Here is a 21,968-nt window from a genome sequence, read left to right on the forward strand (position 1 = left end):
AAAGTAACAAAATACAACTTAATAGTAAAATCTTTTTCTATTAAAAAACGACACTTACAGCTATTAACCGTTTATTATTTTTCAATGCAAAGAAATAGTTAACGAAACGATTTGCAAATATTAACTCAAAACCGCTAAAACGTTTGATATTTAACAAAAACTTCATTGGTTTTATTAGCCTTGCGACGATTTTTCTTAATATATTTTAATTCAGATTATCATTTTATCATTTCGCAATGCTTAATATAATATTATTATCAATTAAGAAGCCTTTTTCTAATATTACGACAAAAATGTAAGCGAAATTACATTTTCAATACATTATGTTTAACGAAATCTTTATTTTTGTAAAAAAAATATCAAGAATGAAAGTTAAAGAACAAGGGCTTTATCTGCCTGAATTTGAACACGACAATTGTGGTGCGGGATTTATTTGTAATTTGAATGGTATTAAGTCAAATGATATCATTCACAAAGCATTAGACATCTTAATTAAATTGGAACATCGTGGTGCCGTAAGTTCTGATGGAAGAACTGGTGACGGAGCCGGAATTTTATTCGACATTCCTCATGATTTTTTTAAGAAAGTTTGTGATTTTGAAATCCCAGAAGCGCGTGAGTATGCAGTAGGAATGGTTTTTTTACCAAAAAGCAAAAACCAGGTTTCTTTTTGTATTAATGCATTCGAAGCAACTATTAAAGATCAAAACTTAAAGATCTTAGGTTGGAGAGATGTACCTGTTGACGTTGAAAATTTAGGTGAAATCGCCGCAGAAAAAGAACCAACAATTAAACAAGTTTTCGTTTCTAAAAACGGACAGGATTTAACTGAACAAGAATTTAATGCAAAACTTTTTGCAGCTAGAAAAATTGCTGAACATGCCGTAAGAGGATCTAAAACCTCAGAAAGCCACATGTTTTATTTTACTAGTTTATCGACAACTACTATAATATATAAAGGTCTATTGATGCCGGAAGACATCAGCCGTTATTATATAGATTTGAAAGATCCGGACCTGGTGACGCGTTTAGCGCTTGTACACCAGCGTTTCTCTACCAATACATTCCCATCTTGGGACTTAGCGCAGCCGTTTAGATACATGTGTCATAATGGTGAGATCAATACACTTCGTGGAAACGTAAGCCGTATGCGTGCTCGTGAAGAGCTTATGCAAAGCAAAGTTTTTGGCGATGATATCAAAAAATTATTCCCAATTATCTTAGAAGGAAAATCTGATTCTGCTTCTATGGATATGGTGATTGAACTTTTATTAATGACTGGGCGTTCTCTTCCAGAGGCAATGATGATGGTTGTTCCTGAAGCTTGGGAAAAACACCAGACAATGTCTCCAGAAAAAAGAGCTTTCTATGAGTTCAACGCTTGTATCATGGAGCCTTGGGATGGTCCTGCTTCAATTCCGTTTACAGATGGAAACGTAATTGGTGCATTATTAGACAGAAACGGATTGCGTCCTTCTCGTTATACATTAACACATAGCGGATTCGTAATTATGTCATCTGAAATTGGTGTTCTTGACATCGATCCGGAAGATGTAATCCAACACGGACGTTTAGAGCCAGGAAAAATGTTCTTGGTTGATATGAACGAAGGCCGTATCATCGAAGACGAAGAAGTTAAAAAAGCGATCGTTACAAAACGTCCATACAAACAATGGGTTGAAGAAAACTTATTGCCATTGGCTAAAGTTCCTTACACAAATAACCCTACTCCTGTTGAAAAATTAGATTTCGTAACAAGACAAAAATTATTTGGCTATACTATTGAAGATTTAAAAACAATCATCAACCCAATGGGAAGTGACGGAGCTGAAGCAATCAGTTCTATGGGTAACGATACACCTTTGGCAGTTCTTTCAGACCAGCCTCAGTTGTTGTACAATTACTTCAAACAATTGTTTGCTCAGGTTACTAACCCGCCTTTGGATGGTATTCGTGAAGAAATCATTACGGATATCAGTTTAGCGATCGGAGGAGATTTCAATATTTTCGAAATCGAATCAAAACAATGTAAAAAATTAAAAATCCAAAATCCAGTTATCTCTAACGAGGATTTGGATAAAATCAGAAATATCGATCACGCAGATTTCAAATCGGCTACCATTTCTACTTTATACAAAATAGAAAAAGGAGTTAACGGTTTAGAGCGTGCACTTGAAAAATGTGTTCAGGCAACTTTTAAAGCAGTTGAAGAAGGATGTAACATCATTATCTTATCAGATAGAGGTGTGAGCGAAGAATTAGCTCCAATTCCGATGTTATTGGCTTGTTCTTACATTCACCACTCTTTGAACATTTTACAGGTTCGTTCTAAATTCGGAATCATCATCGAATCTGCTGAACCACGCGAACCTCATCATTTTGCTTTATTGTTCGGGTACGGTGCAAGTGCGATCAACCCTTACATGGTAAATGAAATCATTCACGATCAGGTTGAAAAAGGTTTCATTACTAAAGTAAAAGCGGATTATGCAGTTGTAAACTACAACAAAGCAATTGCAAAAGGAATCGTGAAAATCATGAACAAAATTGGTATCTCTACTTTACATTCATACAGAGCTGCTCAGATTTTCGAGATTTTAGGTTTAAACAAAACATTTACATCTAAATACTTCCCTTACACTCCATCAAGAATTGAAGGAATTGGTTTAATGGAAGTTGAAAAAGAGGTTAAAAAACGTTTCCAAAAAGCTTTCCCAAATTCAAAAATTGCAAACTTGCTTTCTCTTGAAATTGGAGGTATTTACAGATGGAGACGTGGCGGCGAAAAACACATGTTTAACCCAACTACGATTTCTAAATTACAACAAGCAGTTCGTTTAAACAGCCCGGAAAGCTATAAAGAATATGCTAATGCTGTAAACGAGCAAAGCTCAAACTTAATGACAATTAGAGGTTTATTTGAATTCAACAATTTGGATCCAATTTCTATTGATGAAGTAGAACCTTGGACAGAAATTGTGAAGAAATTCAAAACCGGAGCAATGTCTTATGGTTCTATCAGCCAGGAAGCGCACGAGAACTTAGCGATTGCGATGAACAGAATTGGCGGAAAAAGTAACTCTGGAGAAGGTGGAGAAGATCCAAGACGTTTCCAGAAAGAAATTAACGGAGATTCTAGAAATTCTGCCATCAAACAAGTTGCATCTGGACGTTTTGGAGTTTCGATCAACTATTTGACAAACGCCAGAGAAATCCAAATCAAAATGGCTCAGGGAGCAAAACCTGGTGAAGGTGGACAGTTACCTGGAGAAAAAGTAGTGCCTTGGATTGCTGAAACTAGAAACTCTACGCCTTATGTAGGTTTGATTTCGCCTCCTCCTCACCACGATATCTACTCTATTGAAGATTTATCTCAGTTGATTTACGATTTGAAAAACGCAAACCGTGAAGCTCGTATCAACGTGAAATTGGTTTCTGAAGTTGGAGTTGGAACCATCGCTGCCGGTGTTGCTAAAGCCAAAGCTGACGTTATCCTGATTTCAGGTTATGACGGAGGAACGGGAGCTGCTCCATTAACATCTTTACAGCACACAGGTATTCCATGGGAACTTGGTTTAGCTGAAGCACAGCAAACACTTATCTTAAACGACTTAAGAAGCCGTGTAGTTTTAGAATGTGACGGACAGTTGAAAACTGGTCGTGACGTTGCTATTGCAGCTTTATTAGGTGCGGAAGAATTCGGATTTGCAACTGCTCCTCTTGTAGCTTCCGGATGTATCATGATGAGAGCTTGTCACTTAAATACTTGCCCAGTTGGTATCGCAACTCAGGATCCTGAATTGAGAAAGAATTTCAAAGGAACTCCAGAGCACGTAATCAACTTCATGTATTTCATCGCTGAAGAGTTAAGAGAAATTATGGCGCAGTTAGGTTTCAGAACTTTAAAAGAAATGGTAGGTCAGTCTCAAAAATTAAACGTAGACAAAGCGATCAAACATTATAAAGCAAACGGATTAGATTTATCAACTATTCTATACAAACCGGAGAAAGCGAAAACAGTTCCAAATCACAACACAACAACTCAGGATCACGCTCTTGAAAACGTATTGGATTTTGACATCATCAAAGAAGCAATTCCGTCTATCTATAGAAAAGAGAAAACGAGAGTTACTTTCAAAATCAAAAATACAGACCGTTCTGTAGGTGCGATTTTGAGTAACGAAATCTCAAAAATTTATGGCGCACAAGGATTACCAGATGACACTATTTTAGTTGATTTTGAAGGTTCTGCCGGACAAAGTTTTGGTGCATTCGCAACAAACGGATTGTCATTTAAAATTCACGGAAACTGTAATGATTACTTAGGAAAAGGTCTTTCTGGAGGAAAACTAATTGTAAAAGTACCTCCTACTGCGACTTTCAAACCTGAAGACAACATCATTATCGGAAACGTTGCCCTTTACGGAGCTATTACCGGAGAGGCTTATATTAATGGTATCGCAGGAGAGCGTTTCTGTGTGAGAAACTCTGGAGCAACAGCAGTTGTTGAAGGAATTGGGGATCACGGATGCGAGTACATGACTGGTGGTACAGTAGTAGTTTTAGGAAAAACAGGAAGAAACTTCGCGGCTGGTATGAGCGGTGGTGTGGCTTATGTTTACGATCCGAATAAGAAATTTGATTCTACAGTTTGTAACATGGAAATGGTTGCATTCGATCCAATGGAAGAAGAAGATCTTACAAAACTAAGAAAACTGATCAAAAACCATTCGTTGTACACAAGCAGTCCATTAGCAAAAAGAATTTTAGCAGACTGGGAAAACCAACAACAGCACTTCGTAAAAGTAATGCCTACGGATTACAAAAAAGCATTAAAACGAATTGCAGAAGAAAAACAAATAGAAGAATTAATAGCGGGATAAATGATTTTAGAATTCAGATTTTAGATTTTAGATTGAAGTTAACCTCAAAGCTTTGCGAACTTAAAACACTCCAAAAAGCAAAACAAAAACCTTGCGTTCTTTGCGGTTAAAAAAATTGGAATTTGGAATTTAATAATTGGAATTTGATCATTTACATTTAATAAAAATGTCATGGGTAAAATAGGCGGATTTAAAGAATATAACAGAGCCGACGAAAGTAATCTAGCAGTTGCAGAACGTGTTTCGAACTACAACGAATTTACTATTCCGGTACCAAAAGATAAATTAAAAGAACAAGGATCAAGATGTATGGACTGTGGAATTCCTTTTTGCCACAGTGGTTGTCCGTTAGGAAATTTAATTCCTGACTTCAACGACATGGTGCATCAGGAAGAATGGCAAAGTGCATTAGAAATTTTACAATCTACTAATAACTTCCCTGAATTTACAGGTCGTTTATGCCCTGCTCCATGTGAGAAATCATGTGTATTAGGAATCATCAAAGATCCGGTTTCTATCGAAAACATCGAAAAAAGCATCGTAGAAAGAGGTTTCGCTGAAGGATGGATTAAACCTCAGCCACCAAAATCAAGAACTGGAAAAACAGTTGCTGTTATTGGTTCAGGACCTGCAGGTCTTGCTGCTGCTCAACAATTAAACAGAGCGGGTCACACCGTTACTGTTTTTGAAAGAGACAACGCAATTGGAGGTTTATTACGTTACGGAATTCCAAATTTCAAATTAGAAAAAGGAATTATCGACCGTCGTGTAGCTATTTTGGAAGCAGAAGGAATCACTTTCAAAACGAATGTAAATGTTGGTGTAAACTTCAGCGTTGAAGAATTAAACCAATTCGATTCTATCGTTTTATGCGGTGGAGCAACTGAAAGAAGAAGCTTGCCAACTAAAGGAATCGAAAGCAAAGGTGTTGTTCAGGCAATGGATTTCTTAACGCAGCAAACTAAAGTTTTATACGGAGAATCAATTCCAGACCAAGTTAAAGCTACTGGTAAAGATGTGATCGTTATTGGTGGTGGAGATACAGGTTCTGACTGTATTGGAACTTCTAACAGACACGGAGCGAAATCGGTTACTAACTTTGAGATTTTACCAAAACCTCCAGTTGGAAGAAGCGAATCAACTCCATGGCCTTTCTGGCCGTTGCAGTTAAAAACATCTTCTTCTCACGAAGAAGGCTGTGACAGAAACTGGTTGATCAACACTAAAGAATTCATTTCTAACGATAAAGGTGAATTAACTGGATTAAAAACGGTTGAAGTACAATGGAAAATGACTCCAGGTCAGCGTCCAGAATTAATCGAAAAAGAAGGTTCTGAGAAAATCTGGCCTTGCGATTTAGCTTTATTAGCTCTTGGATTTACAGGTCCTGAGAAAACTTTAAGTGAACAATTAGGAATTGAAATTGACGCAAGAAACAACTATAAAGCGCATAATTATCAAACAAACGTTCCTCACATCTTCACCGCAGGTGATATGAGAAGAGGTCAATCATTAATCGTGTGGGCTATTTCAGAAGGTCGAGAAGCAGCAAGAGAGGTAGATTTATTCCTTATGGGATCTACTAACCTGCCTACTAAAGGAAAAGGAGATTTACCGAGCTTATAATCTTTAAGGCTCTGAGATACTAAGGTGCTAAGGTTCTAAGTTTTTTTTCCTTGCATTTTATTTAATCTTTATTCCTATAAACAACATAACAACTAACAAACCCTTGAATTTATATTCAGGGGTTTTGTTTTTTCCGCCACGAATTCACGAATTATTCCAATTTATATTTTTAATTTTTCTTAATTCGTGAATTCGTAGCAAACCTTTGTACCTTTGAACCTATCCCTCTTTGAACCTCATCGTACGTTACAAAATTCCAAAACAAGCGACTTTTTGTTTAAAAACAAACAATTTGTTACAATTTGTTATTTTTCTGTAAATTATTTGTCAGTAGATAAAAGTGTAATAACTTTGCCCAAAATGATTTAAAAATGCAAGCAAAAGATTTACTGCAGTTAGCAGACCAATTTGGAACTCCATTGTATGTTTACGATGCTGAAAAAATCCAATCTCAGTACAACAGATTAACTAAAGCTTTCTCAAAGGTAGAAAACTTAAGAGTTAATTACGCCATGAAGGCATTGTCTAACATTGCGATTCTACAGTTATTAAAGAACATGGGGTCTGGCCTAGATACTGTATCAATTCAGGAAGTTTTATTAGGACTTCATGCTGGCTATGAACCCGAAAGAATTTTCTTTACACCAAACGGCGTTTCTCTGGAAGAGATTGAAGAAGTAGCCGCAATGGGTGTACAAATCAATATCGACAATTTATCTATTCTGGAGCAATTCGGAACAAAACATCCTCATATTCCGGTATGTATTCGTATCAATCCGCACGTAATGGCAGGCGGAAACGCTAACATTTCTGTTGGACACATCGATAGTAAATTCGGAATCTCTGTTCACCAGATTCCGCATATCTTGCGAATTGTTGAAAACACAAAAATGAGCATTGTGGGAATTCACATGCACACAGGATCTGATATTTTAGATATCGAAGTATTCTTGTATGCTGCTGAAATCTTATTCGATACGGCTAAACATTTCAAAGATTTACAATTCTTAGATTTCGGAAGCGGATTCAAAGTTCCTTACAAAAAAGACGATATCGAGACAGATATCGAAGAATTAGGTAAAAAATTATCTAAAAGATTCAACGCTTTCTGTGCTGAATATGGCAGGGATTTAACTTTAATTTTCGAACCAGGAAAATTCCTTGTAAGTGAAGCAGGTCATTTCTTGGTAAAAGTAAACGTAGTAAAACAAACAACGTCAACAGTTTTCGCTGGAATCGACAGTGGTTTTAACCACTTAATCCGTCCTATGTTTTACGGTTCACAGCATTATATCGAAAACATCTCAAATCCAAAAGGGAAAGAGCGTTTTTACTCAGTTGTAGGATACATTTGCGAGACAGATACTTTTGCCAACAATCGTAGAATTCCAGAAATTACCGAAGGCGATATTTTAGCTTTCAGAAATGCCGGAGCATACTGTTTCTCAATGTCTTCAAACTATAACTCAAGATACAAACCAGCCGAAGTTCTTTGGAAAGACGGAAAAGGAATCTTGATTCGTGCACATGAAACTTTTGAAGATTTACTTAAAAATCAAATTCCGTTGCCAGAAGAGGTTTCTGCTACAGTTTAACAATAGAAAAAAAAGGAATATCACCTAAGTCCCGTTTCTTAATTGAGGCGGGATTTTTTTTGTTGCAGATTTTTAAACATCTTAGATTTTAGATTACTTAGATTTAGCCAAAACCGATTATCAGGCTGAGCGAAGCCGAAGCCCACGCAAAGTAACCACACAGTTTTGTCATTTCGACGAAGGAGAAATCTTCGCAAGCAGCTCTACAAAGAATATCAAAAAAGGCAATAAAAAGAAAGAAAAATCCTAAACAAATATTTATCTTTAGCACTAAAAAATGCTAAAGCAAGAAGGCTATCACACGTATTACATATACATACTAACAAATAAATACAAAACCGTTTTCTATACGGGAGTGACAAATAATTTAAAAATTCGTTTGAGTCAGCATAAAGAAAATAAAACTATTGGAAATAAAACTTTTACGTCAAAATACAATACAACTTATTTATTATACTACGAGAAATTCAAATGGATTCAAGAAGCCATAGCTCGCGAAAAGGAAGTAAAAGATTGGCGCAGAGAAAAGAAAATTGAACTGATAAAAACTATTAATCCTGATTTGGATTTTCTTAATTATTTATTTGAATAACATTTCCAATCTTTGTAGAGTTATTTGCGAAGATTTCTCCTTCGTCGAAATGACAAGATTGTGGGTAATTGGAATTTGAGGTATAAATTCAAAAAATAATTAAAGATTTATACTACAAATATATACATTTGTAATCTTAAAATCATCAATCTTGTTAATGTCCGCATCATACATTTAAATTCAAACTAAACATTATGGAAACTGATTATTCTAGAATAATTAATAAAATAGCAAAAGAAAAACTTCGCCCTTATGGCATTATTCAAAAAGGAAAATCGAGATTATGGTTAGATGATCAAGGTTGGTATATTATTTTAATAGAATTTCAACCATATTCAGGAAGAAGAGGATCTACATTAAATGTAGGTGCCAATTTTAATTGGTATAACCAAAATTATTTTTCTTTTGATATCGGATATAGACAAAATGTAGAATTTGCAGAATACAAAAATGAAGATCAGTTTTCTCAACAAATAGAATTGTATTGCGATAAAGCAATTGAAATTGTTTTAGATTATAGAAACAAACTTGATAATAATCACAGAAAGAATTTCATTTTAAACCATGCATTTACAAGCGAAAGTTTGTGGGGAAATTATCATAAAGGAACAATTCTTGGAATAATTGGAGAAGCTGATGAAATGAAAAAATATTATTCAGCTATTTTAGATGAAGAAAATCAATTTGATTGGATAAACGATTTGCAGTCAAAAGTAAGGTTTTTAATTGAAAGTAAAGATTTTATAATGGAGATTAGAAAAACTATATACGAATCAAGGAAATTAAAAAAACTGCCTGAAAGTGAAATCAATTTATTAGTTTAAAATACAGCTTATTCTCTTCTATAGCGAGCGTCGCGTCCTTGAATAAAATCTTAGTAAAAAAACAAAACTTAATGGTCACGAGCGAGACGCTCGCGCTAGCAATTAAGCCTGAACAATAAAAATTCTGTAAAAGCACAAATATCTTATGATTTTGTGCTTTTTATGTTTTAGAAAAGACAAAACATTATTAAACTTTAAATTAATGAAATTAAAACAACGTTTTCTTGTCTATTTATTACTAGCAATTTTATACTTTTTTGCAACATCATTACTTATAATTCTTGATGAGAAATTAAAAATAAATGATGCATTTATTACAGTTCCCTGTGGTTTTGTTTTAATAAACATTGCATATACTTTTTTGTTTTTAAAACTTAACCCTTTACTAAATATTCTAAGCGCATCAATTATTCCTTTTTTGAGCTTATTCCTGGCTTTAAAATTTAGTGATTTACATTTATTTTCTCGCTATGATGCTTATGATATAGGTACAGCAATAATAGCAAATGCCATTTTTCCAATCATCTTTTGGGAAATTATATATCAGATAAAAAATATTTATAGCTTGAAGAGCGTAATAAAATGAAGTATTTCCAACTTCATTCAGTATTCATCTTTTAATAGTATCTTCGTATTTAAAATCTTCATAATAAACAAATACAAAATGAAACCACAAATACGAATCCTTTTATATTCCATTCTATTCTTTTTATACCTAACCTCTACCCCGCTTATATTATCATTGGGCGAAAAATTAAAAACAGATCCTTATATCACTTTAGGCTGCGGTTTTGCTGTTTTTAATCTTATTTATGCATTTTTAGCATTAAAATGGAAACCTTTATTAAATATACTTTTCGCAGTTGCAATCGCAACTTTATCATTATTCTTGGCTCTAAAATTTACTAATTTACATCTTCTAATAAATTATGATCCGTATCAGGTTAAAACTGCCATATTTGCCAATGCAGTTTTTTCAATTATTTTTTGGGAGATTGTTTATCAGGTGAAGATTAGAATATGAGTAATGAAAATTAAAGAAATATATCTGAGGTTCTTTTTACTTAATACTTCAAGAACTGGAACGAAACCTACAAGGGGATTTTCTAGTCTTGAATCAGGTTTTATATTGCTAATTTGTACTATTTTAAAGAAAATTATATTTCCTGATTTACACATCTCATTACTTTTACTTTTTCAATTTTTCTTATTCTTTGCCTCACATTTGAGTATTTCAATAACAAAATTTATAAAAGAAAAAACAAAATCCTTACAATAGAATGGGAAAGAAAAACAGAGAAAAATAAAATAATATATGTAATTTATAATCTCATATCTATAATTATTGTTTTCTCAATTTGTTTCTATGCTTTAAACTATTTGGATAATCAATCTTAAGTTTAAAAATATTATTTTAGCTTATTACAAATTGGAAAAATCTCCAAAATTTTACTCCCATAATCCAAACCCAAAAAAACCTATGAAAATTACAATTTCCCTATTAACATTATTCCTATTATTTACCACTAATATATTCAGCCAGACAATTGCTGATTTAAAATTAAAACCAAAAGAAATTCCAAAAGGCTATATTCCTAACGACGGAAATATTTGTGTTACTCCCCAGGCTTGCAATTTTTATACCGATATTGAAACCTACAGCAATATTGTGGGAACTGTAAAAAGCAAAGCCATTCAAAGTTTTAGAAACAAAACAGACCGCGGATCGATAATGTATTTTGAATTCGACCACGTATTTAAAGGAGATCGTTTTCTGCAAGGTTTGCTTTGGGGAAAAGATGGACAGCCAACTGACGAACATCCGGAAGAATATGTTGTAAAAGGTAAATTCTTAGTCATTTGGAGTTTTCGTGCCGACAGTCCTATTAAAGAAAAATCAGAAAACAAAATTGAATCCATTTTACCATAAATAAAAAACATAAATTATCTAAAAATTATTCTTCTCGCTTAGCCCCGATAGAGCCGATATCCTTTTGTGGCGGTGTTCGACACAAAAGATAAAGGTGAAAGCGGGACTAATGTTCTTGTGTAGACCTCTTTTCTGCTCCTTAAAATAATTTAAAAAAGGCATAGTTGTTGAAAGTTAAAAAAGATATATTTACACCTTCAAAAGAAATACTATGCAAAAAACTACTTTACTATTTTCTATATTCTTTTTGGTTCTTTCTTCATGCGGAGTTAAGACAACTCAGGCTCTTATAAGTGACGGAAATTATGATGGAGCTATTGATCGTGCGGTAGAAGCTTTGAGAACCAATAAAGATTCTAAAGGAAAACAAGATTATGTGTATTTGCTTGAAGAAGCTTTTGCAAAAGCAAAAGACAGGGATTTACGCGATCTTGATATGCTGTCAAAAGAAGGAAATCCGGCAAATGCTGAACGTATTTACAATACTTATTTACAGCTCAATAATCGTCAGGAAAAAATTAGACCTTTGCTTCCGCTGAAATTATTAAAACAAGGGAAAAATGCCAATTTTACCTTTGACAATTATTCTGATCAAATTGTAAACAGTAAAAATGCACTTTCGAAGTATTTATACGAAAATGCTTCTGCGCTTTTAAAATCAAATAACAAGCTTGATTTTAGAAAAGCATATGACGACTTTTTTTATTTAGAAAGTATAAATCCGAATTACAAAAACACAAAAAAATTGATGGACGATGCACAGTTTAAAGGAACTGATTTTGTCGACGTTTATGCAAAAAACGAAACCAATATGGTAATTCCGAAAATGCTTCAAGATGATTTATTGGATTTTAAAACCTACGGATTAAACGATAAATGGACAATTTATCATAATGCAAGGCAAAAAAATATTAATTATGATTATAGTTTAATTATCAATTTCAGACAAATTGTAATCTCACCTGAACAAATAAAAGAAAAGGAATTCATCAAAGAAAAACAGGTGAAAGATGGCTTAAAAACACTTCTTGACAGCCGAGGAAGACCAGTAAAAGACAGCCTTGGAAAAGAAATTAAAGTTGATAATTACAAAATGCTTCGTGCTAATATTTACGAATTCAGACAATTTAAATCTTGTCAGGTAACGGCAAAAATTGATTATATAGATTTAAGGACAAATCAACTAATCCAGACTTTTCCGGTAACCAGCGAATTTGTTTTTGAGAATATTTATTCGACTTACAAAGGCGACAGAAATGCCTGCGACGACAGCTACATTTCATATTTTAGTAAACGCGCTGTTCCGTTTCCGAATAATGAACAAATGGTTTATGATACGGGCGAAGATCTAAAAGCAAGATTGAAAGATATTATTGTTCGGAATAAATTTAGAAATTAAAACTTCAGAAAAGGCGCATTTCATGCGTCTTTTTTTTATATAAATATCTCAAAATAAAAAAAATTATGTAAAAACAATTGTGCAACCAAAAAGTTGCTTATATTTGCAACTGATTAGTTGCGTAATTTATATTAAAAATGAAACGAGATATATTTCAGGCCATTGCCGATCCTACTAGAAGAGCAATTTTAGTTTTGGTTTCTGCTAATGCATTAACACCAAATGCAATTGCAGAACAATTTAATACAACACGCCAAGCGGTTTCGAAACACATCAAAATTTTAAATGAATGTGAGTTACTAGATGAAAAAAAAGTGGGCAGAGAAATTTATTATCAGCTCAAAATTGAAAAAATGAAAGAAGTTGATCAATGGCTGGAACAATTCAAAAAGATTTGGGAAAGCCGATTTAATCAATTAGATCAAGTATTAATTAATCTTAAATCTAAAAAAAATGAAATCTAATCTATTAATGAATTTTGAAGTTGACAAAGAAAATAAAACCGTATATATAAAACGTGAATTTGATGCATCACTTTCTGATGTGTGGTCAGCATGGACAGAACCTGAAATTCTAGACCAATGGTGGGCACCGGCACCGTTTAAATCTGAAACCACAAGCATGGAATTTAAAGAAGGCGGAAAAAGATTATATGCCATGGTTACTCCGGAAGGTGAAAAACGCTGGAGTATTTTTGAATATACTTCAATTTCTCCAAAAACAAACTTTAAACATTCTACAACTTTTTGCGATGCCGAAGGAAATCCAAATTCAGTTTTTGGGAGTTCGTATTGGGATTTAACTTTTTCTGAAAACGGAGATTTAACTGTTGTCGATATTGCAATTAAACGAGACAGCTTGGAAGAATTAGAAAAAATAATCGAAATGGGCTTTAAAGAAGGAATTACAGCTACAATGCAAACTCTCGATAAAATCTTTGAATCAAGAAAATAAGCAATAACGAATTTAAAATCTAAAGAATATGAAATCAAATCTTTTAATGAATTTTACTGTAGATAAAGAAAATAGTACCGTAAATGTAAAACGTGAATTTGATGCATCATTATCAAATGTTTGGTCTGCCTGGACAGAACCTGAAATTTTAGATCAGTGGTGGGCACCGGCTCCGTGGAAATCCAAAACTAAGAGTATGGATTTTAAAGAAGGGGGACGAAGAATATATGCTATGATTGGCCCTCAAGGCGAAGAACATTGGGCAATTGCTGATTTTACTTCAATCACTCCGAAAAGTAATTTTAAATATCTGGATGCCTTTAGCGACAGCGAAGGAAATTTAAATACTGATTTTCCGAGATCAGATTGGAATGTAAATTTTTCTGAAGAAGGAAATTCAACTATTGTTGACATTGCTATTAAACACGAAAATTTATCTGATTTGGAGAAAATAATCGAAATGGGGTTCAAAGAAGGTTTCACAATTGCAATGGAAGGTTTGGACAAGATTTTTGCTGAGAAAGCAAAATAAATCTCTTCAATTTGTAAAAAGACGAAAGTTCAAAAAATAAAAATTGTAACTTTCGTCTTTTTACAAATCATTTTTACTTCTATAATGAACAAATTTTTTACTCTCACTTTTTTATTTCTTTTCACCACAATACTTTTTAGCCAAAACAATAAATCAAAAGCTCCAGAAATCAATAAACCTTTTGTTTTAGGTGTTATAGATGAAATTCAATCTAAAGAATTAGGCGAAAACAGAATTTTAAACATCTATCTTCCTGAAGGTTACAATCCTAAAAATCAGGAAAAATATCCAGTAATTTATTTGTTAGACGGTTCTGCCGATGAAGATTTTATTCATATTTCAGGTTTAGTTCAGTTTAATAGTTTTGAATGGATCAATCAGGTTCCAAAATCGATTGTTGTAGGTATTGCAACTGTAGACAGAAAAAGGGATTTTACCTTCCCAACAACTCTTGAAAACGATAAGAAGAAATATCCAACAACCGGACATTCAGATAAGTTTATCGCTTTTATCGAAAAAGAATTACAGCCTTTTATTGATAAAAAATACAAAACAACAGATTCTAAAACTATTATTGGACAATCTTTGGGCGGGTTACTGGAAACCGAAATTTTATTCAAAAAACCTTCACTTTTTAATAGATATGTTATTGTAAGCCCAAGTTTATGGTGGGATAATGGTTCTATTTTAAATCAGGATTCTGAAATTTTTAAAGAAAATTTCAAACAAAATATTGAAATTTATATCGCGGTAGGCAAAGAAGGTTTAACGCCAACAGAAATCCCGAGGGTTATGGAAGTGGATGCTAATTTATTAGAAGAAAAAATAAAAGCATCAAAAAGTAAAAGCATTAAAGTTTATTTTGATTATTTCCCTGCAGAAAATCACGGTACTATTTTACATCCGGCAGTTGCGAATTCTTTTAAATTCTTTTACCCGAAAAGCAAGGAATAAATGAAGTTTCCAAAAACAGCCGAAGATATAAAAAATGAACTTTTAAATTCCATTGATAAAATTAATGTGATAGGTGATTTACGCATTCGACAGTTAATCCAAATTTTATCTAAAATTGAAGATCGAATAATAGTAGAAGGTATTATTCAGGTTTTTGAGAATGAAGACAGGATTGATTCGATTTATATTGATCAAAAGTATGCCGGAATAATTTTAAAAAAGTTAAATCCAAAAACAAATGAAAATATTGAATTATTGATTATTCGAACATTAAAAAACTGGAATAAAAGTTTAGAAGAATTACCTTTTTGGTTTAAAGATAATTATGGAATTGAAATTGTAAAAAAAGTTTTCGACGAAATTGAAAATAAAGGCATATCTAAAATAGAGTCTGACAAATTAACTACAATGAAGTGGTTTTTAGGAATAAAAAACTCCTAATTTACAGCTAGACCATAGCGATCTTATTCGCAATATTCATAAATAAAAAGTCGAAAAAAATAAAAATTTATTTTTTATATCTTTGCAATTCTAATTAAACCGCACAAATCTATATGTGAATAAAAATTTCTTTCGGACAATTATAAGGTAAGCCGCAACGGACTTACCCATTTGTTTATTACTTAAAGAAAGAAATTATGGTTATTTTACAGAATATCTCATACCTGCATTCAAACAAAGATTTATTGTTTGATAATATTACATTTACAGTTAATCCTCATGAAAAGATTGCTTTAATTGGCAATAACGGTGTTGGAAAATCAACATTATTAAAAATTATTGCCAGCGAATTGGAACCTGAAAACGGTTTATTAAAAACCGATTCTATACCCTATTATCTTCCGCAGATTTTTGGACAGTTTAATCATTTGACAATTGCACAAGCACTTAAGGTTGATGATAAACTGAATGCGCTTCAGGAAATTCTTAACGGAAATGTTTCTGAAGAAAATCTCAATACATTAAATGACGACTGGACAATTGAAGATCGCTGCAATGAAGCATTACAATATTGGCAATTACAGGATTTTGATTTGAATCAGAAACTGGAAACACTGAGCGGCGGGCAAAAAACAAAAGTTTTTCTGGCTGGAATTTTAGTTCATGAGCCTGAACTTGTTCTTCTTGATGAACCGAGTAATCATTTGGATATTACTGGAAGAGAATTGTTATACAATTTTATTAAAAGTACTTCTTCGACTTTAATAATAGTAAGCCACGATCGAAAATTACTAAATTTATTAAGTTCTGTTTACGAATTATCAAAACACGGAATTACGGTTTACGGGGGAAACTATGATTTTTATGCAGAACAAAAACAAATCGAAAATAATGCTTTAAGTCAGGATATTCAGAGCAAAGAAAAAGCTTTGCGTAAAGCGAAAGAAAAAGAACGTGAAACTCTGGAACGCCAGAACAAACTGGATTCGCGCGGAGAAAAGAAACAAAAAAAAGCCGGAGTTTCGAGAATTATGATGAACACTTTGCGAAACAATGCCGAAAACAGTACAGCAAAAACGAAAGGTGTTCATACTGAAAAGATTGGCGGAATTTCCAAAGATTTACAAGAATTACGTTCGTCTTTACCAGATATTGATCAGATGAAATTTGGTTTTGATAAAACCGATCTTCATAAAGGCAAAATACTTTTTACAGCAACAGAAATTAATCATGGGTACGAAGATCAATTGTTGTGGAAAAATCCGCTTAGTTTTCAAATTTTAAGTGGTCAGCGAATTGGTTTGAAAGGCTTAAACGGTTCAGGAAAAACAACTTTGATAAAAATAATCATGGGCGAATTACAACCCAAAACAGGAAAAATTTACAAAGCCGATTCGAAAATTATTTATATCGATCAGGATTATTCGCTTATAGAAAATGGAATTTCGGTATATGAGCAGGCGCAGAAATTTAATACTACAGGTTTGCAGGAACATGATATTAAAATGAAACTGAATAAGTTTTTGTTTTCTCAAAATGACTGGAACAAACCTTGTTCTGCTTTAAGCGGAGGAGAAAAAATGCGTTTGATGCTTTGCTGTTTAACCATTAATAATCAGGCGCCGGATATTATCATTCTCGATGAACCAACTAATAATCTGGATATTCAAAATATTGAAATCTTAACTGCAGCAATTAATGAATATACAGGAACTTTAATTGTAGTTTCGCATGACTTTCATTTTTTAGAAGATATATATATTGAGGATTTTATAGAATTGCGTTAGGTTTCTGAAGAACGAGGAATGACAAAATTGCGCAGAACTTTGTCAAAGTTTCAAACTTTGACAAAGTTTTTAAGCACAAAGTATTCCAATCTAAAATCTAAAATCAATTACCCAAGCCATCCTTCTCTATCTAAACTTCTGTATTGAATTGCTTCGGCAATATGCTGCGAAATTACATTTTCTGAATTGTCTAAATCGGCAATTGTACGGGCAACTTTTAAAATTCGGTCATACGCTCGTGCGGAAAGGTTTAAACGCTCCATCGCATTTTTCAAAAGCTCTTTTGATTGTTCGTCTAAGGCACAAAACTCACGAATTAGTTTACTGCTCATTTGTGCATTATAATGAATGTTGTCAATCTCAGCAAAACGTTTGGTTTGAATTTCTCTAGCGGCGGTTACACGTTTACGAATTTCTACACTGCTTTCGGCTTTACGATCGTCAGACAATTTATCAAACGGAACCGGTGTGACTTCTATATGAATGTCAATTCGGTCCAAAAGCGGGCCCGAAATTTTACTCATATAACGCTGCATTTCGTGTGGCGAAGAAGTATTCGGCATACTTGGATCATTAAAAAATCCGCTCGGACTTGGGTTCATACTTGCCACAAGCATAAAAGATGATGGATAAGTTACTGTAAATTTAGCACGCGAAATCGTGACTTCGCGATCTTCCAGCGGCTGACGCATTACTTCCAGAACATCCCGTTTAAATTCTGGTAATTCATCGAGAAATAAAACACCATTATGAGCCATCGAAATTTCTCCAGGCTGCGGATAACTTCCACCGCCAACCAAAGCTACATTTGAAATTGTATGATGCGGACTTCTAAACGGGCGTTGATTCATAAGACCAACTTCTTTTAATTTTCCGGCAACACTATGAATTTTAGTCGTTTCAAGAGCTTCTCGCAATGTCATGGGCGGTAAAATACTCGGAACACGTTTGGCAAGCATTGTTTTTCCTGCACCGGGCGGGCCAATCAAAATTATGTTATGTCCGCCCGCTGCTGCGATTTCCATACAACGTTTAATGCTTTCTTGCCCGCGAACATCTGAAAAATCGTGTTCGGGAAAATCGAGAGTTTTATAAAACTCAGCGCGAGTATCAATTACTGTTGGCTGCAGCGTTCCTTTTCCTGCAAAAAAATCAATTATTTCCTGTAAGTTAGAAACGCCATAGACATCTAATCCTGCTACAATTGCAGCTTCTTTTACATTTTGAATCGGGAGAAAAAAACCTTTATAGCCTTCTTCTTTTGCTTTTATGGCAATTGGCAAAGCTCCCCGAATAGGCTGCAAACTTCCGTCAAGAGAAAGTTCACCCATAATAATATACTGTTCAATTTCAGGCGCTTTTATCTGGTCAGAACCTACTAAAATTCCCATTGCGAGTGGCAAATCATAAGCAGAACCTTCTTTTCGAAGATCGGCGGGCGCCATATTTATAGTGATTTTTTTCCCCGGCAGACTTAATCCGTTATTTTTAAGTGCGGCAGCAATTCTGTAACTGCTTTCTTTTATGGCATTATCCGGCAGTCCAACTAAATGATAACCAATTCCTTTGTCCATGTGCACTTCCATTGTAATGGTTGTGGCTTCGACTCCGAAAACGGCACTTCCGTAAACTTTTACTAACATAATATTTCTTTCATTAATTGGTTTTAAAACTAATGAAAAAATATTAAATTGTAAATATTTTATTACAAATGTAAAACTTTAAAATGGGAGGTTGATTTGCGTTTTAATCTCCTCAACAATCTTACTCAAATCCAGACTATTTTGATGTGACCAAAGTTTACTTTCTATTTCATTATTGCGAATACAATGGCTGCATTCGATGATTTCATGAGAATATCCTTTTCCTAAAGTTGATAAAGTAAATGTGGCTTCTTTTTCTTCATTACTAAATAAAGAATAACCTTGCGGAGCAAACCACGGAGAATTTAATTCGATTCTGCCTTTTGTTCCGCTAATAAGTGCTTTCATATCAGATTCTGAAACTATAGAAGAATGTAAAACTGCCTGTGCCTTTTCATAATGCAAAATCATAGATGTCTGCAAATCAATTCCATTTTTATGTTTTATCGCTTTCGCTAAAATCTCTTTTGGCTTCCCTAATACTATATAAGACAGAAATAAAGGATAAACACCAATATCAAATAAAGCTCCTCCGCCCAATTCTTTATCAAAAAGTCTTTTATTTTCTGTTTCACTTCCGTGAAAGGCAAAATCGGCTTTTATATAATTTACTTCTCCTATTATTCCATGGTTAATTTTCTGCAAAACATCCTGAACCGATGGAATAAATCGTGTCCAAAAAGCTTCCATAAAAAATTTATTATGCTTTTTAGAAGCATTAATCATTCTTTCCGCATCCTTATACGATAACGACATAGGTTTTTCGCATAAAACATGTTTTCCGTTTTCTAACGCTTTTATCGACAATTCGGCATGGGAATTATGAGGAGTAGCAATATAAACGATTTCGACTTCAGGATCTTCAAAAAGTAAATCATAAGAATTGTAAATTCTTGAAGCATTAAATTTTCCTCCAAATTCCTCAGCTTTAGAAAAATCTCTGGAAGCAACAGCAGTTAACTCAGTATTTTCAATCAACAATAAATCCGAAGCAAACTGAGCCGCAATATTTCCAAGACCAACAATTCCCCATTTAATTTTTTTATTTTCCATCCTTAAATTATAATCATCAAATTTGTTAAAAAGATTAAAAAACCTTCTTTGTTATAAAAACTTCAGATATTTTTAAACAACAAATATGCAATATCTTACAAAAAACAGCAATCAATTACCCCAAAAATTATTAAAACTAATAGTTAGTTGAAAAAAAATGTTGCTAAATTGTAAATTTTAAGTTTGTTTTAAGAAATTCATGCAAAATGACAGGGGTTAAATTTTAAATTTAACAAAAATTAAACATTGAACCCTATTTTTTTATGGGGTATTAAATCATTTTATACTTTTATCAAAAATTTTAAAACTAAATAACTATGCGAAAAATTATTTTAAGTGTGATTCTTATCACTATTTTGGTACTAACCTTTATATCGAATTTCATCATCGCCGATAACCCAATTCCGGCAGAAGCAGTAAAATTTGATACAGGAGATACAGCTTGGATGATCGTTGCAACTGCTTTTGTATTGTTGATGACTCCAGGTTTAGGATTTTTCTACGGAGGAATGGTAGGTAAGAAAAACGTTATCAGTACTATGCTTCAAAGTTTTATGGCAATGGTAATTGTTACAATTTTATGGGTTGTTGTTGCTTTTGGATTGGCTTTTGGTCCTACAATTGGAGGAATCATCGGAAATCCATCTACTAATTTATTCTTTGAAGGAGTTGGAACAAGCACAGCCTGGAGTTTAGCCCCAACAATTCCATTTATGTTATTCGCATTATTTCAGGCAAAATTCGCTATCATTACTCCTGCATTAATTACAGGTGCTTTTGCAGAACGTATTCGTTTCTGGGCTTATTTGTTATTCATGGTTTTATTTATCATTATTATATATGCTCCTTTAGCTCACATGACATGGCATCCTGATGGAGTTTTCTTTAAGATGGGAGTTCTTGACTTCGCTGGTGGAACTGTAGTACACATGAGCGCTGGATGGGCTGCATTGGCTGGAGCAATTTTCTTAGGAAAAAGAAAAATTCAAAAAGTTAATCCTGCCAGAATTACGTATGTATTATTAGGAACAGGTTTACTATGGTTTGGATGGTTTGGTTTTAACGCAGGATCTGCTTTAGGATCAAACGGATTAGCTGTACAAGCTTTAGGAACAACTACAGTTGCTGCTGCTGCTGCTGCAATGGCTTGGGTTTTCCTTGATAAAATTTTAGGTCACAAATTATCTGCACTTGGTGCTTGTATTGGAGCTGTTGTAGGTCTTGTAGCTATTACTCCTGCTGCTGGTTTCGTAAGCATCTCTCATGCAATCTTTATTGGTTTATTTGCTGCAATTGTGAGTAACCTTGTAGTAAGCAAATTCCCTAAAGGAAAAATCGACGATGCTCTTGATGTATTTGCTTGTCACGGTGTTGGTGGTATGGTAGGTATGCTTTTAACTGGAGTTTTTGCTTCAAAAGCTATTAACCCTGCTGTTGGTGACAACCAAGGTTTAATCTTCGGAACTCCTACATTGTTTATTAACCAATTAACTGCTTTAGTTGTTGTATCTATCTTCGCTTTTATTGGTTCATATATTTTATTTTTCATTGTAAATAAAATTACTCCTCTAAGAGTTACTGAAGAAAAAGAAGAATTAGGATTAGATATCTCTCAACATGGAGAATTCTTATAAGAAAAAATTAATTTTTACTAGTTGCTGATAAAAAAAGCCCTCTAAGTTATATTAGAGGGCTTTTTGTTTGAATTAACCTTTTTATATTTTAGATTTTAGAGTGTAAATTGTAGATTATAAT

General features: G+C 33.5%; 17 protein-coding genes and 1 pseudogene. 16 read left to right on the forward strand and 2 right to left on the reverse strand.

Going from position 1 to position 21,968, the window contains the following annotated elements; genetic code table 11:
• Window positions 1-365: 365 nt before the first annotated feature.
• The 15 genes and pseudogenes from gltB (at window position 366) to abc-f (ending at window position 17,517) form a co-directional block, all read left to right on the forward strand.
• Window positions 366-4,883: a glutamate synthase large subunit gene (gltB, locus tag BUC29_RS14500; RefSeq protein ID WP_073416989.1), complete on the forward strand. Its 4,518-nt coding sequence runs from the start codon at window positions 366-368 to the stop codon at window positions 4,881-4,883.
• A 171-nt stretch (window positions 4,884-5,054) separates the two neighbouring features.
• Window positions 5,055-6,509 carry a glutamate synthase subunit beta gene (locus BUC29_RS14505; RefSeq protein ID WP_073416892.1) on the forward strand — a complete coding sequence of 485 codons (1,455 nt, stop codon included), beginning with the start codon at window positions 5,055-5,057 and terminating at the stop codon, window positions 6,507-6,509.
• Window positions 6,510-6,877: 368 nt separating this feature from the next.
• Window positions 6,878-8,104 (forward strand): annotated as a pseudogene (gene lysA, locus BUC29_RS14510) (diaminopimelate decarboxylase); the annotation flags it as partial.
• 277 nt (window positions 8,105-8,381) lie between these two features.
• Window positions 8,382-8,696 carry a GIY-YIG nuclease family protein gene (locus BUC29_RS14515; RefSeq protein ID WP_073416894.1) on the forward strand — a complete coding sequence of 105 codons (315 nt, stop codon included), beginning with the start codon at window positions 8,382-8,384 and terminating at the stop codon, window positions 8,694-8,696.
• A gap of 194 nt (window positions 8,697-8,890) precedes the next feature.
• Window positions 8,891-9,520, forward strand: coding sequence for a hypothetical protein (locus BUC29_RS14520; RefSeq protein ID WP_073416895.1), 630 nt, complete (start codon window positions 8,891-8,893; stop codon window positions 9,518-9,520).
• A gap of 202 nt (window positions 9,521-9,722) precedes the next feature.
• Complete coding sequence (locus BUC29_RS14525) at window positions 9,723-10,106, forward strand: hypothetical protein (RefSeq protein ID WP_073416896.1); 384 nt, start codon at window positions 9,723-9,725, stop codon at window positions 10,104-10,106.
• Between the two features lie 78 nt (window positions 10,107-10,184).
• A complete protein-coding gene (locus BUC29_RS14530) occupies window positions 10,185-10,544 on the forward strand; it encodes a hypothetical protein (RefSeq protein ID WP_073416897.1) in 360 nt (119 codons plus the stop codon).
• 456 nt (window positions 10,545-11,000) lie between these two features.
• Window positions 11,001-11,450 carry a hypothetical protein gene (locus tag BUC29_RS14535; RefSeq protein WP_073416990.1) on the forward strand — a complete coding sequence of 150 codons (450 nt, stop codon included), beginning with the start codon at window positions 11,001-11,003 and terminating at the stop codon, window positions 11,448-11,450.
• 211 nt (window positions 11,451-11,661) lie between these two features.
• Entirely contained in the window at window positions 11,662-12,849 is a 1,188-nt protein-coding gene (locus BUC29_RS14540) for a hypothetical protein (protein ID WP_073416898.1), read from the forward strand.
• Window positions 12,850-12,986: 137 nt separating this feature from the next.
• Entirely contained in the window at window positions 12,987-13,313 is a 327-nt protein-coding gene (locus tag BUC29_RS14545; protein WP_073416899.1) for an ArsR/SmtB family transcription factor, read from the forward strand.
• Entirely contained in the window at window positions 13,303-13,803 is a 501-nt protein-coding gene (locus BUC29_RS14550; protein WP_073416900.1) for an SRPBCC family protein, read from the forward strand. Before BUC29_RS14545 ends, BUC29_RS14550 begins: the two co-directional genes overlap by 11 nt.
• Window positions 13,804-13,831: 28 nt before the next feature.
• Window positions 13,832-14,335 carry an SRPBCC family protein gene (locus BUC29_RS14555; protein ID WP_073416901.1) on the forward strand — a complete coding sequence of 168 codons (504 nt, stop codon included), beginning with the start codon at window positions 13,832-13,834 and terminating at the stop codon, window positions 14,333-14,335.
• An 84-nt stretch (window positions 14,336-14,419) separates the two neighbouring features.
• The gene (locus BUC29_RS14560; protein ID WP_073416902.1) at window positions 14,420-15,289 is read left to right on the forward strand and encodes an alpha/beta hydrolase; all 870 of its coding nucleotides are present in this window, start codon (window positions 14,420-14,422) and stop codon (window positions 15,287-15,289) included.
• Window positions 15,290-15,730, forward strand: coding sequence for a hypothetical protein (locus tag BUC29_RS14565; RefSeq protein ID WP_073416903.1), 441 nt, complete (start codon window positions 15,290-15,292; stop codon window positions 15,728-15,730).
• Between the two features lie 197 nt (window positions 15,731-15,927).
• The gene (abc-f, locus tag BUC29_RS14570) at window positions 15,928-17,517 is read left to right on the forward strand and encodes a ribosomal protection-like ABC-F family protein (RefSeq protein WP_073416904.1); all 1,590 of its coding nucleotides are present in this window, start codon (window positions 15,928-15,930) and stop codon (window positions 17,515-17,517) included.
• A 107-nt stretch (window positions 17,518-17,624) separates the two neighbouring features.
• Here the strand turns inward: abc-f and BUC29_RS14575 are convergent, their stop codons facing one another.
• Together BUC29_RS14575 and BUC29_RS14580 are read right to left on the reverse strand one after the other, a co-directional pair.
• On the reverse strand, window positions 17,625-19,160 hold the full coding sequence (locus tag BUC29_RS14575) for a YifB family Mg chelatase-like AAA ATPase (protein WP_073416905.1): 1,536 nt from the start codon (window positions 19,158-19,160) through the stop codon (window positions 17,625-17,627).
• 78 nt (window positions 19,161-19,238) lie between these two features.
• On the reverse strand, window positions 19,239-20,213 hold the full coding sequence (locus tag BUC29_RS14580) for a Gfo/Idh/MocA family protein (RefSeq protein WP_073416906.1): 975 nt from the start codon (window positions 20,211-20,213) through the stop codon (window positions 19,239-19,241).
• Window positions 20,214-20,530: 317 nt separating this feature from the next.
• Here BUC29_RS14580 and BUC29_RS14585 point away from each other — a divergent pair, with 317 nt between their 5' ends.
• Window positions 20,531-21,847 (forward strand): ammonium transporter, encoded by a 1,317-nt coding sequence (locus BUC29_RS14585; RefSeq protein ID WP_073416907.1) that lies wholly within the window; start codon window positions 20,531-20,533, stop codon window positions 21,845-21,847.
• Window positions 21,848-21,968 lie beyond the last annotated feature (121 nt).

The organism is Flavobacterium defluvii (assembly GCF_900129555.1).
In the GTDB taxonomy this organism is placed as follows: Bacteria; Bacteroidota; Bacteroidia; order Flavobacteriales; family Flavobacteriaceae; genus Flavobacterium; species Flavobacterium defluvii.